10 protein-coding genes and 1 pseudogene are annotated in these 13,413 nt (G+C 42.7%); 8 read left to right on the top strand and 3 right to left on the bottom strand.

Annotation, left to right across the window (positions count from 1 at the left end):
* The 4 genes and pseudogenes from ACEW8S_RS06195 to ACEW8S_RS06180 all read left to right on the top strand — a co-directional run.
* Window positions 1-514 (top strand): annotated as a pseudogene (locus ACEW8S_RS06195) (DNA-directed RNA polymerase subunit beta'); the annotation flags it as partial.
* Between the two features lie 118 nt (window positions 515-632).
* Entirely contained in the window at window positions 633-944 is a 312-nt protein-coding gene (locus ACEW8S_RS06190; RefSeq protein WP_373517308.1) for a DUF3467 domain-containing protein, read from the top strand.
* A 289-nt stretch (window positions 945-1,233) separates the two neighbouring features.
* Window positions 1,234-1,443 carry a hypothetical protein gene (locus ACEW8S_RS06185; RefSeq protein ID WP_373517307.1) on the top strand — a complete coding sequence of 70 codons (210 nt, stop codon included), beginning with the start codon at window positions 1,234-1,236 and terminating at the stop codon, window positions 1,441-1,443.
* Window positions 1,444-1,581: 138 nt separating this feature from the next.
* Entirely contained in the window at window positions 1,582-2,292 is a 711-nt protein-coding gene (locus ACEW8S_RS06180) for an acetyltransferase (RefSeq protein ID WP_373517306.1), read from the top strand.
* Window positions 2,293-2,415: 123 nt separating this feature from the next.
* Here the strand turns inward: ACEW8S_RS06180 and ACEW8S_RS06175 are convergent, their stop codons facing one another.
* Window positions 2,416-3,489, bottom strand: a complete 1,074-nt coding sequence (locus ACEW8S_RS06175; protein ID WP_373517305.1) for a sugar-transfer associated ATP-grasp domain-containing protein — start codon at window positions 3,487-3,489, stop codon at window positions 2,416-2,418.
* A 156-nt stretch (window positions 3,490-3,645) separates the two neighbouring features.
* Between ACEW8S_RS06175 and ACEW8S_RS06170 the strand changes: the two genes are divergently transcribed.
* The gene (locus tag ACEW8S_RS06170) at window positions 3,646-4,329 is read left to right on the top strand and encodes a hypothetical protein (RefSeq protein WP_373517304.1); all 684 of its coding nucleotides are present in this window, start codon (window positions 3,646-3,648) and stop codon (window positions 4,327-4,329) included.
* 142 nt (window positions 4,330-4,471) lie between these two features.
* On the opposite strand, the gene ACEW8S_RS06165 is transcribed toward ACEW8S_RS06170, so the two are convergent.
* Complete coding sequence (locus ACEW8S_RS06165; protein ID WP_373517303.1) at window positions 4,472-5,806, bottom strand: CoF synthetase; 1,335 nt, start codon at window positions 5,804-5,806, stop codon at window positions 4,472-4,474.
* 408 nt (window positions 5,807-6,214) lie between these two features.
* On the opposite strand from ACEW8S_RS06165, the gene ACEW8S_RS06160 reads away from it, so the two are divergent.
* Entirely contained in the window at window positions 6,215-7,249 is a 1,035-nt protein-coding gene (locus tag ACEW8S_RS06160; protein ID WP_373517302.1) for a sugar-transfer associated ATP-grasp domain-containing protein, read from the top strand.
* A gap of 176 nt (window positions 7,250-7,425) precedes the next feature.
* Complete coding sequence (locus ACEW8S_RS06155) at window positions 7,426-8,409, top strand: aldo/keto reductase (RefSeq protein WP_373517301.1); 984 nt, start codon at window positions 7,426-7,428, stop codon at window positions 8,407-8,409.
* 88 nt (window positions 8,410-8,497) lie between these two features.
* Here ACEW8S_RS06155 and ACEW8S_RS06150 read toward each other — a convergent pair whose 3' ends face one another.
* On the bottom strand, window positions 8,498-10,090 hold the full coding sequence (locus tag ACEW8S_RS06150) for a peptide chain release factor 3 (protein WP_373517300.1): 1,593 nt from the start codon (window positions 10,088-10,090) through the stop codon (window positions 8,498-8,500).
* A gap of 410 nt (window positions 10,091-10,500) precedes the next feature.
* Here ACEW8S_RS06150 and ACEW8S_RS06145 point away from each other — a divergent pair.
* On the top strand, window positions 10,501-13,413 hold a 2,913-nt coding region (locus ACEW8S_RS06145), incomplete at its 3' end, for a gliding motility-associated C-terminal domain-containing protein (RefSeq protein WP_373517299.1).

The following is a 13,413-nucleotide window of genomic DNA, read 5'->3' as shown; positions in this document are numbered from 1 at the left end:
GATGCGTAAAGTACGGATCCAAGATCCGGGCGATACCATTTTCTTGGAGAACCAGTTGGTGCATAAAGATGATTTCATTACGGAAAATGACGAAATCTACGGCAAGAAAGTGGTTGTGGACAAAGGCGAATCCGATACCCTAAAAGAAGGTCAAATCATTACGGCCAGGGAACTTCGGGACGAGAATTCCATTTTAAAGCGTTCCGATAAGAACGCAGTGGAAGCCAAGGATGCGATTGCCGCTACGGCCACGCCGATTCTTCAGGGAATCACCCGTGCCTCGTTGCAGACGAAATCATTTATTTCGGCCGCTTCGTTCCAAGAGACGACCAAAGTATTGAACGAAGCCGCGGTAAGCGGTAAGATTGATACCTTGGAGGGGCTGAAGGAAAACGTAATCGTCGGGCACAAGATTCCCGCCGGTACCGGTATGCGCGACTATGAGAACATTATCGTAGGTTCTAAACAGGAATATGATGAGATCATGTCCCGCAAGGAAGCCATGAAATTCTAAATATAGAAATAAACCAAGAACCAAGAAACCTGCCGGCTGGCAGGCTAGACCTGATGTAGAGGTAACTTTGTCCAACGTCTTGGTTCTAGTCTCTTGGTTCTATTTTAAAGATCCCATCATGGCCGAAAAGGAAGACAAACAAAAACAGATCAACATAGAACTGGATGAAAAAACGGCTGAGGGAATTTATTCCAATTTGGCGATCATTAATCATTCCGTATCCGAATTTGTGGTCGATTTTATCAGTATGATGCCCGGGGCGCCAAAGGCGAAAGTTAGGAGCCGTATAGTTCTAACCCCGCAACATGCCAAGAAGTTCTTAAAAGCCTTGAACGACAATGTACATCGCTTTGAAAAGGCTCATGGTACGATAAAGGATTATGAGCAGCCCCCGATTCCGATCAATTTCGGACCTACGGGAGAGGCGTAGGAAATTTTTTCGATCATCTAAAAAGTAAAGCCCCTTGCAATTTTGCAAGGGGCTTTACTTTTTAACAAAGTCTTATGCGTTAAAGTGGATTAGGCTAACATCTATAATCCGCAATACGTGCGTATATACGTCAAGAGCGAGACCTTTTGGCTAGTTGACTATAATTCATGGGAATTCAATTTGAATATGTTTCATTTTCCGAACTATATCGATGGCGTCAATATTCCCTCTTTTTGGGATAGTGAATTTCGTCAAAATTTATCTTATTGCAAATTCCTATACGCCAACTTTGAGATATCTAAAAAAGCCCTTTTTATTTTTAGTACTATTTTTAATAAGCCTTATTATCTATGCACTCCAAAATACCAATGAAAATATACATAGTTCAAGTCCAGCTGAAGTAACGGTCGATATTATGGGCAATGGCAGGGACAGTATGCCAACAAAAAAAATAGAACGGGACGGGCCTGGTGTTTCCGACACGATATCCCCGAATTGACAAAAACCGTTCAATTCATCCTTATGCGGATAGCGATATCTCTAAGGAAACATCCGTTTCGACGATCATTCGTTCGCTCAATCCCTTTATCGAGCTGCTTTTGTTACCTTGTAAAAATATTTTAACACCCCCCGTAGAATGAAAAATATAGTTATAATAGGAGCTTCGGGACACGGATCCATGATATTGGACTGTGTTGAGAAGCAAGGCCGATATAACGTTTTAGGATTCGTGGATTCCTTTAAGGAAAAGGGAACGATACAGAACGGATACGAAATTTTGGGTTGCGAACTCGACCTTCCCCGTCTAACGGCAAAATTCGATCTTCACGGCATAATTCTCGCTATCGGAAATAACTGGACAAGAAAAAACATGGCGGACAGAATTGGCGATATCGCGCCTGACCTCCGTTTTGTTACCGCGATTCATCCCAGTGCCCTGATCGGTAAGGATGTGAAGATTGGTAGTGGCAGCGTTATCATGCCTGGGGCCATAGTGAACGCTAATTCAAGGATTGCGGATTTCTGTATCCTGAATACAAAATCATCACTGGGTCACGACGGTCGAATGGAAGAATTCTCCAGTATCGCGTCTGGGGTATGTACAGGCGGTAATCTTACCCTAGGTCGGTTTTCGGCCGTATCGCTCGGGGCCAATATTATAGAAAATATCACCGTCGGGGAACACAGTGTAATCGGTGCCGGTTCATTGGTGGTCAAAGATGTTGGGGGTTATTCCGTAGTTTATGGCTCCCCGGCCCGCTTCATAAGAAAAAGAGGTGTTACGGATCCCTATCTGAGCAGTGATAGGAAATTTTCGGACCTAACTGCGTTACCGATGAAAATATAGAGGGCATAATTCTTTTTTCATAATCCGTCAAAGGGGGCCGTTCGGACCTTTCTTTTTTAGGTCTATTCCAAAAATAGGACAAAATTTCCGGTATAAATCCATTTTATACTGATTATCAAAAAATTACAATTTTTCTGAATCAATTGTGATTCTTTGTATTTGCTCAAGCAATTTCTTGAAAGTAGGGCTTCTTTTTAATCCTTTCTCCATTCGATCCGATAACAATAGATGAAAATCATGATTAGCCTCTATAATAACAGGTCCATTTGAAGTTATAGCAACGTCCCAACCCAAAAGAGGAAATTTAAATAAAGAAGCAGCTTGAGTAACTATTTTTTTAACTTGACTGTAATGAGGGATTTGTAAATTATCAAAAATTATTCCTGTATCAGGGTGTCTAAAAAAAATCCCCCCGCCATTGTCAATGAGTTGAATCCCCTCAGCATACGTTTTGCCCGTTTCTTTATTAAATGATACTACAATCCCTCCGATATGGGCATTATCTATAATGGCTCCATTTCTTCCAATCCTAATAAATCCGGATAAAATTTCCGACTTATTTTCTTTATTTTTATAAGTAACTACCCTTAAAGTATTTACACTGGAATAGTTTATCCTTCCTAAATCTTCATGTTGTTTTATTAATTCTTGGAATATAAATGCTTTGGAAAACACCAGGTCAATTAAATTATCCGCTATTTTTCGATGTGTATTTTTGTCTATAACGAAAATATTTTCTCCCCTAATTCCATCAATAGGTTTGCAAAAGATGTGTTCAATTTTTTCTTCATTAAAAACCTTTTCCAAAAAGGAGAAAAAGTCATTTTTAGTTTCTATTTCAAAAAAATCTTCTTTATAGGTAAACCTGTTTTTTGAGTTATGAAAGAAAATTTGTGGGGTAGGAATATTGTTTTTAACTAAAAACTCTTCAAATAATAATTTGTTTTCTAGTAACACAATTTGTTCTTTGGCATGTGAATAAGACCATTGAAGTAATCTATTATTTTCTTTGAGGCTTAAATAATCATTATAATTAGTGACGTTTTTTCGGTACATTAAATGAGAAATATAATTTAGAGGCAGTTCTTTTCTTGAAATACCAAGAGTCGCAAATTCTTTGATAATTTGAAGCCATTTTTTTTTGTTCTTATCTCTTAAAAGGAATAAGAGCATTTGTTTTTTTCTTCGAGATATCATAGAAGTATATTTAAACTTTTTTTGTTCTTCTTTTTAAATTTTTCATAGCGATTACCATGAATGCCATATAGTTGGTTTCTTTATAGCGGATAATAAATAATTTATCTCTAAGTTTGTTCATAGAATGTTAACATACAAGCATACTATCGTATTGCTATGAACATACTCATTAGACCAAAAAAAATATTGGGTGTATTGCTCATTATCATTCTATTCCTTGAAATAGCAAATAGTATCGGTTTGGTCTTCTATTTTAATGATAATACTATTAATTGGCTTTTTAATTTATTTAACATAAGAACGGAGGGGAACATTCCCGCCTATTATTCATCAACTACTATTTTATTTGCTTCTTTCTTACTCGGTTTTATTTCATTATTTCGAAAGATTAACGGATTGAGTTATTCCTTATGGCTAATTCTATCTATTATATTTTTCTATTTATCCATTGACGAAGCAGTTCAGCTTCATGAAAGAGTAGGAGTTATTATTGATAACAACTTTAATTTAAAGGGTTATTTATCTTGGGGATGGGTAATTCCTTATGGAGTATTGTTTATCATTTTCGCAACAGTTTATTATTTCAGGTTTCTCCCACAACTTTCGAAAAAAATCTTTTGGTTGTTTATAATTTCGGGCGCAATATATGTATTTGGAGCCATTGGCGTTGAAATGTTAGGCGCTAAAAATTATCACTCCGATGATTTTTCTGAAGTTACACATGCTATTTGTTACAGTATTGAAGAAGGTCTTGAAATGATAGGCATAGCCTTATTTATTTATACTTTATTGCTATATATAAAAGAGGAAATAATTATTACAGTGAAAAAAATAGCCTAAAACTTATCGCTGTTTTTCAAAATCCAATTGCCCCATCCTAGAATTGAAGACTTACTCGTTTCTTATGGTATCCTCGTCAAGTAGCATACTGACAAAATAGCCCCGGGCCCAAAAATGGTTATCCCCCAATGGGGCCTCTGTTTCAACTTGGACTGAACCCTTTTTTCGTCACTTTCATTGTATTCAGGACTTTTTTCCGTTTTCCGGAAGACAATAGGGGTACTTCGTCAACATAGGTCACGTGTATCTTTGCGTCCTCCCCAAGATACCCTATGAATTCTTCGATAAGCTCTTTCTCTCTTTGAAACTTTTCTACGGCATTCAGTTTAAATTTGTATTCTTTCCTAGACATTTGGATAAATTGATACTGGGCCAATTCAATGTACTTCCACATACTATTGGTAATAGTGAACGAGGAAACAACTTCGCCCTTGGTGTTATATATGGCGTCCATTTTCCGGCCCTCGATCTTTTGGAATACCTGATGGGTCTTCCCATTCTTTTCAGATTTCCCCAATATACCGAGGTCACCCGTATCGTAACGTATTATCGGCATGGCCCTGTTGAACAGATCGGTGACCACTATCCGTCCCATTTCGCCTTCCTTAACAGGAATATTCTCGTGCAAATCAAGAATTTCGATGTGATAACTGGCCAAATTGACCAAAAAATCGTTTCCTGACCACGAGGTCTGCTGTGCAAACATTCCGTTCTCGAGATTGGCATATCGCGATACGACCGGGCAGTTAAAATAGGCGCCCAAAGTTTTTTTGGTAGGTCCGTCCAAGGATTCCGACATGGCGATGATGGAGATAACATTAGCCTTCGACATATCGGTCGGGTTCCGCTCCAAATATTTGACGATGCGATCCAATGCCGAGGCATAGCCCAAAATACTTTTTGGGGAAGTGTCTGTTTTAACGCTATCTAAAAGCGCCTTGATTTTATCATCGTCAAGTTTGAATACATCTATTGGAACGATATTCTGCATTTTTTTGGTCAGTTGGCTTTTGCTATTTTGGGCGTTCCATATTTTCAGGTAGAAAAACTTGGTTCCCCAAGCATGCCCGACCGATTCCCAAAAAAAGTGTACGTCCGCAGTATGCCGCCGCTTCTTATCGACGTTGTGAAGAACGGTAAAGGGTGTTCCCGTGGATCCGCTGGTGGTAGCTTTGAACGTTTTTTTATCCGCGTATGCTTCCGAACGAAATAGGTTGGAATGGGCCCTGATCAGGTTTTTGTCCACCACCGGAAATTTGTCCAATTTGGTATCCGTTATCCCAAGCTTCCGATAATAGGGAACGGTATCTATGCAATGCCGTAAGATTTCGGACAGGTATTTTTCCCTTTCCCTTACGGAATGATCGGATTCATGATCGTCGTTGATTTTTTCTATGGCCTCGTAATGTTTTCGAACCTTAGATCCCTTAATCCAGTCCTTAAGCCAAAAAATCGTTTTTCTAAGTGTCCGGGGCATATAAAGTTAATTTTTGTGGACAGGGTACAGTAAGAATACAGTTACAAAGAACACCTGGTTTTTAATATAATCTAAAAGACCTTTTCTGAACGGCCGGTAGAAGGCGAATAACAGCAGGCCCGTTACTGCCAGTAAAACTGCAGCATAAATAGGGTACTGAAGTTCTTCGAAAGTGGCATCGATAAGGGCAAGTATCATATTTGTTTGAATGGGTTAGGCAAAGTACAAATTTTCAAGTAGTAAATGGAGATTGGCGAACAAATGAAATCCCTTCTTCGATAAGAGGATCGAACAATGGGTTCAATCGTTTTGTAAGTAATCCATGCGCTTGAATCCGGACAATATAGCTATCTTTAGACCTTGCCACGTTACGGGAAAGACTCCCGAACCCACATAAAATGTAATGCAATGCAATTTGAAGACCCGGGGAGAATCAAGGTTTTTTTAATGGATCCCAACAAGAAGAATTCTTTCAAGATGTGTAAAGAGGTACTTGTGCTTTGGATGACCAAGAAGGAGGTACCGATGTACTATTTCAAGCACCTCTATAAAAAGGACATCAAAAACTACAGGGATTACCTTGCACCAAAGGAGGTCCGTACCATCCACGCCAGTAAGAAACTTCACAAATCAGAGTACACGTCCATTTTAAGCAACAAACTGAATTTTGCCCTGTATTGTGAAAAGGCCGCGCTGAGTACCCCGGCGCTCATCGGACATAATTTTGGCCGCAGTTTCTTTTCGGGTAAAGGAATCCAGAAAATTTCTAGTAAAGGGGAATTGGTAGATTTTTACGCGGAAATTTTCGGAGCTACCGATACCCAGGCCATTTTTTTCAGGCCATTGGCACTAAACGGAGGGCAGGGATGTTTCAAATTGGATCGGGATGGATTTTCACAGCAATTGGAGGCTCAGTTCAAAAACCTGTTGAACGGCGATTACACGCATACCGAGGCCATAACGCAGCATCCCGACATAGATGATATCTACTCAAAATCGATTAACACCCTTCGGATACTGACCTATATCGACGGCGGGAACATAGATATCATCTCTTCCTTTATACGTATCGGGGCAGGGGGCAGTATAGTCGATAACGGGTCGTCGGGGGGATTGTTCGTTGGTATAGAACAAGAATCAGGCAGGTTGAAACGAACTGGGTATCGGGATATGAAATTCGGGGGCGGGGAATTCGAAAAGCATCCCGATAGCGGTTTCAGGTTCGTGAATTTTCAAGTTCCATTTTTTAAGGAGGCCTGTGAACTGGCCATAGACGGTGCAAGATATATCCCCGACGGTTTCATTGGATGGGACATAGCCCTGACCCCTTTTGGGCCTACGATTATCGAGGGGAACGAAGACCCCCATCTTTTTATGTCCGATTTGGCGTATGGGGGACTGCTGAAAAATCTGCAGATGAAAAAAGTAATGGCCCGGTTATAGTGATGAAGCGATTACTTAATTAAACCGGCGCTCTAGTCGAAATCCGAGGTACACGTAATTAAAGAACTGCAAACTGCCCTAATTTGACGAAATCGATCAAAAATTTCAGTGATTACATAGCCAGCTTTTATGCGAATTTTTTAAATTTCGAAGTAGGATAAAAAACAGGAAATATAATGGAATATAGAACACTAGGAAACACAGACTTAAAAATCTCCTCGATCACTTTTGGCGCTTGGGCCGCCGGCGGATGGATGTGGGGCGGCAGCGATAACAACCAGGCCATCAAGGCCATACGGGATGCCCATGAAAATGGGGTTACTTCCATTGATACGGCACCCATTTACGGCATGGGCGCCAGCGAGAAAATCGTGGGCGAGGCCATTAAGGATATCCCAAGGGACAAAGTACAACTACTGACCAAATTCGGAATGCGATGGGATTCGAAGAAGGGTGAATTTTACTTCCAAAGCAAGGATAACGACGGTAAGGAAGTCGATATTTACAAATATGCGGGCAAGGAAAGCGTAAAACTAGAAGTCGAGAACAGCCTAAAACGCTTGGGCACCGATTATATCGACCTCTATCAAATACACTGGCCCGACGTCACCACACCTATTCAAGAGACCTTCGAAGCGGTTGCGGAACTTATCAAGGAAGGAAAAATCCGCCATGCAGGCGTATGCAACTATACGGTTGAACAGATGAAGGAAGCCGAAAAGTATGTGAACGTAGTTTCCAATCAAGTACCTTTCAGTATGGTCAATCGCGATATAGAAAAGGAAGTAGTACCCTTCTGTCGTGAAAAAGGGAAATCTATATTAGCCTATAGTCCGATGGAAAGAGGGCTACTTACCGGAAAGATGAAGCCAGGTCAAGAATTCGACAAAGGCGACCATAGGGCAGACAATCCGTATTTCACCGATGAGAGTATCACCAAGACCAATACGTTTCTGGAAAAAATCAGACCCTTGGCCAAAGAAAAAAATGCGACGCTGGCCCAATTGGTTTTAAAATGGACCATTGAACGCCCCGGTATCACGATTGCCTTGGCCGGGGCACGAAACTCCGAACAGTCCGTTCAGAATGCGGGGGCGGCCGACCTTGAATTGAGTTCGGAGGAAATCGATTTTATCAATGGTGAGTTGAAGAAAATTTAGTAGGGTCAGATTAAACTCCAATTTTGTAAAAGGCAACCGGAATTACTTATTCTTGCGGGACGAGTATCACGCGCGTAGCCATACCACTTTATTCAAACTCCGAAACAAAATGTAATTTTACACTAGGGTATTTCTGCTGCGTCATCTGCAAAGAAAACTGGGAATCGGCCAAAAACACCAATTGCCCCTGTTTATCGACGGCCAGAAATTTCTGTTTTACCCTTTTAAAATCGACAAATTCCTCATTTTTAGGGTCTTTTGGGTCCACCCAGCAGGCCTTGTAAACGGGGAAGTTGTCATAGGTACATTTGGCGCCATATTCGTGCTCCAAGCGATATTGTATGACCTCGAACTGTAGGGCGCCTACGGTACCGATTACTTTCCGCCCGTTCATTTCCAAGGTAAATAATTGCGCCACGCCCTCATCCATTAATTGGTCGATACCCTTATAGAGCTGCTTCGATTTCATGGGGTCGGCATTGTTGATATACCGAAAGTGCTCTGGCGAAAAACTGGGAATACCTTTATAGTGCAGTTCCTCGCCCTCGGTAAGCGTATCACCGATCTTAAAGTTGCCCGTATCGTGCAGGCCGACGATGTCCCCGGGATAGGAAATATCCACAATCTCCTTTTTCTCGGCAAAAAAGGCATTCGGACTCGAAAATTTCAATTTTTTGTCCTGCCGAACGTGCAGATAGGGTTTGTTTCTCTCAAAGGTACCGGAGACCACTTTTACAAAGGCCAATCGGTCGCGGTGCTTGGGATCCATATTGGCATGGATCTTAAAGACGAATCCCGTCATTTCCTTTTCATTCGCATCCACCATGCGTTCCTCCGCTTTTTTGGGCCGCGGCGAGGGAGCTATTTCAATAAAACAGTCCAACAGTTCGCGTACGCCAAAATTGTTCAGCGCGGAACCATAAAATACGGGATGCTGCTTTCCGGCCAAATAACTTTCGGTATCAAATTCCGGGTACACGCCCATGACGAGATCTAGGTTTCCCCTGAGATCTTTAGCGGCCTTGTTTCCCAAGATAGTATCAAGTTCTGGGTTGTTAATATCATCAAAGGCAATGGTCTCCTCAATATTTTTCTTGCTATTGCCGCTAAAAAGATTGATGTTCTTTTCGTAGATGTTATAAATGCCCTTAAAATCATAGCCCATCCCGATAGGAAAGCTAAGGGGCGTAACCGATAGTCCCAATTTCTGTTCCAGTTCGTCCAGCAGGTCAAAGGCATCCTTTCCCTCACGGTCCATTTTATTGATGAATACGATGATGGGAATATTGCGCATCCGGCAGACCTCGACCAGTTTTTCGGTCTGGGCTTCCACACCTTTGGCCACATCGATTACGACGATAACACTGTCAACGGCGGTTAGGGTCCGGAAGGTATCCTCGGCAAAATCTTTGTGTCCGGGGGTGTCAAGAATATTGATTTTTTTATCCTTATATAAAAAGGCCAAGACCGAAGTAGCGACCGATATACCCCGCTGGCGCTCGATTTCCATAAAATCACTGGTTGCCGTTTTCTTGATTTTGTTGCTCTTTACGGCACCGGCTTCCTGAATGGCGCCCCCGAACAAAAGCAGCTTTTCGGTCAAGGTCGTCTTTCCGGCATCAGGGTGCGATATAATTCCGAAAGTACGGCGTTTTTGAATCTGCTCCTTAAATGATTTCATTAAAAAAATTTGTGCAAAAATAACGTAAATATTGAAGTCATCCTGCCTTTTTGTCCGAAGGGATGGTTTCATATCACTCTAAACGAAATTCCTACAAATTTAGTAGCCGTCCTTCCAATTAGATACAGTCATAAAGACATTTCGTATTATTTATCTCTGCCTTTCGTAAAGGATTATTCATCCTTATCCCCCCCTTAATCACGTAAATTATCAAAATGAAATTCATTGAAAGTAAACGCTTCATCGAAAAAAACTGTTTTTAAAAGATTTTCGGACTATATAATTTAAAACAATTTGGAGATCGCAATTTTAAATTTATATTGCATAGCTATTATAGGTTGTTCCCAAATCTTACGCCTTACAAAAATTCCTACTTGCCATGGTGATTAGTTTGTTAAAACTAAACATATATGGAGAAAATTACTTTGTCGGATTTTAGGAAAAAAGTGTTTTATGGCCTCCCTTACATAATGGCCCTTGCGCTTTTTGGCCTAACCACTTCTTTTGACAGGAATCAACGCACTACCGTCCCTAATCCGATAGGCGATGATGTGGTCGGCACTGTCCCCCAAGGTGAAAATCCTATTCGCGGGAGTATGGTGATGATGGATATAGAGGGATGCGAATCGTTGGCACAAGAGGAACTCAGGACTTCCGATTTCGGTTTTCCGGATGGTGTACAAGACGGAAGCCTATCCGCCGAAAATGTCGATTTGAGCTCAAAATGGAACCTGCCCCCTGGAAGTATTATCGTCAGTGTAAGCGGGGCGAGCAGCAAAAGTAGCTTACAATTGTTCGAGGTCAATAGAAACCTTCCGGCGACCTTTACGTTTTCGGGTACCGTACCCGTAATGGTCGTTGCAGAACACTCCCCTAGGGTCGATGCTAATCGTAGAGATGGGATTTTGGCCCTTGACGGGGTCGAGTATATACAGACTACGGCCTTGCCTTCAGGAATTGTTTCGAACAATGAAGACGACAATTACTTTGTAGAAAACACTACGAATACCGCCATAGACGGACCCGAACGGTTCGTGTGGGAATCCCAATCCTTTGCGACCGAAATACAGTTTTATACCACTTCGGTTTTTCCGATTAATGGAATCCGTATTCGTTTGTCCCCGCAAATCTGTTTGGATACCGATGGAGACGGCGTACCCGATACCACCGATCTTGACGACGACAACGATGGAATTCTCGATACGGTCGAAGATGCCAATACCGATGGCGACAATGACCCTTTGACCGATCCCACCGATAGGGATGGCGACGGCTACCCGAATCATTTGGATATCGATGCCGACAATGATGGCATTCCCGATAATGTAGAGGCGCAGACCACACAGGGGTATATCGCGCCGAACGATGACGATGCCGCCACCTTACTGGAAAACAACGGAGTGAACTCGGCCTATGCTAACGGATTGGATCCGGTAAATACCGATAATGGGACCACTCCTGATTATTTGGACAGTGACAGTGACAACGATCTCGTACCGGACAATATTGAAGGCAACGATTTTAATTTTGACGGCATTCCAGATCAGACCTATACAGGCACCGATACCGACGGCGATGGGCTTGATGATGGCTACGAGGGCAGCGATATCAACGACGGCTTCGATGTCAACGACGAAATCGACGATCCTGCCAATAATCTGCCCAATACCGACACTATTGACGACGTCAACTACCGTGACATAGATGACGACCGTGATGGTATCGACACGACCGATGAAGATGCCGATGGTGATGGCGACCCCACCAATGATGATACTGACGGTGACGGCATCCCCGATTATTTGGACCCCACCGATGGCGGTCCCGATACCGACGGTGATGGTGTACCCGATTCCGCTGACCTTGACGATGATAACGATGGACTTTTAGATAGTACGGAGGATGCGAATCTTGATGGCGACGACGACCCGCTTACAGACCCTACCGATACCGATGGCGATGGTTATCCCGATCATTTGGATATGGATTCCGATAATGATGGGCTTCCCGATAACGTAGAAGCACAGACCACTGAAGGTTATGTACCTCCTAACGCTGATGATGAAACAACGTACGTGTCGAACAACGGTCTGAACTCCGCATATCCCGAAGGTATTGTCCCCGTAAATACCGATGGGGAAGATACCCCCGATTATATTGATTTGGATAGTGACAACGATACGGTGCCCGATAATAACGAAGGCAATGATTTCAATTTCGACGGGGTGCCGGACCAAACCTTTACGGGTACCGATACCGACGCTGACGGACTTGATGACGGCTATGAGCACGGTAGTGTCAACGATGGTTTCAACTTCAACGACGGTATTAACGATCCCGCGAACGATTTGCCCGATTCCGATGGTACAGATGATGTGAACTATCGCGACATAGATGTTGGTCCAGATCCCGATATAGACACCGATGGTGACGGTGTACCCGATTCTGTGGACCTCGACGATGACAACGATGGTATTCTCGATACGGTCGAAGACCCGAATATCGATGGTGATGATAATCCCTTGACCGATCCGTTGGATAGGGATAACGATGGTATCCCGAACCACTTGGATATCGATGCAGATAACGATGGTATTCCAGATAATATAGAGGCGCAGACGACCAACGCCTATATTCCGCCGAACGAAGATAATGAGGGAACCTATGAAGAAAACAACGGGTTAAACTCCGCATACCCAGAGGGTTTAGACCCTGTAAATACCGATGGCACCGATGATCCGGATTATATTGATAGGGATAGCGACAACGATCTAGTGCCCGACAATAATGAAGGTAACGATTTCAACTTTGACGGTACTCCCGATCAGGCCTACACCGATACGGATACCGATGGTGATGGATTAGACGACGCTTACGAGGGCAGCGATGTCAACGATGGTTTCGACGTAAACGACGAAATCGACGATCCCGCGAACGACCTTCCCGATACCGATGGCACCGAAGACGTAAACTATCGGGAAATCGATGACGACGGCGACGGTATCGACACCCCTGACGAAGACGGAAACAACAACGGCGACCCGATCGATGACGACGAAGATGGTGACGGCATTCCCAGCTATCTCGACCCCGAAGAAGTTACCGATACGGCCATAGTGGTCATGCAAATGGTTACTCCGAACGGAGACGGTAAAAATGAATTTTTGTGGATTGAGAATGTTGAACTGGCCCTGAACAACAGTCTACAAATTTTTAATAGATGGGGAATGCCGGTGTATCAAGGTAAGGACTACAACAATCAGAACAAGGTCTTTGACGGAAGATCACAGGGAAGAACGACCATAAACGCCCAAGAGTATTTA

The sequence above is a fragment of the Pricia sp. genome, from assembly GCF_041745955.1.
Classification (GTDB): domain Bacteria; phylum Bacteroidota; class Bacteroidia; order Flavobacteriales; family Flavobacteriaceae; genus Pricia.
This window is presented reverse-complemented; position numbering and strand designations above follow the sequence as displayed.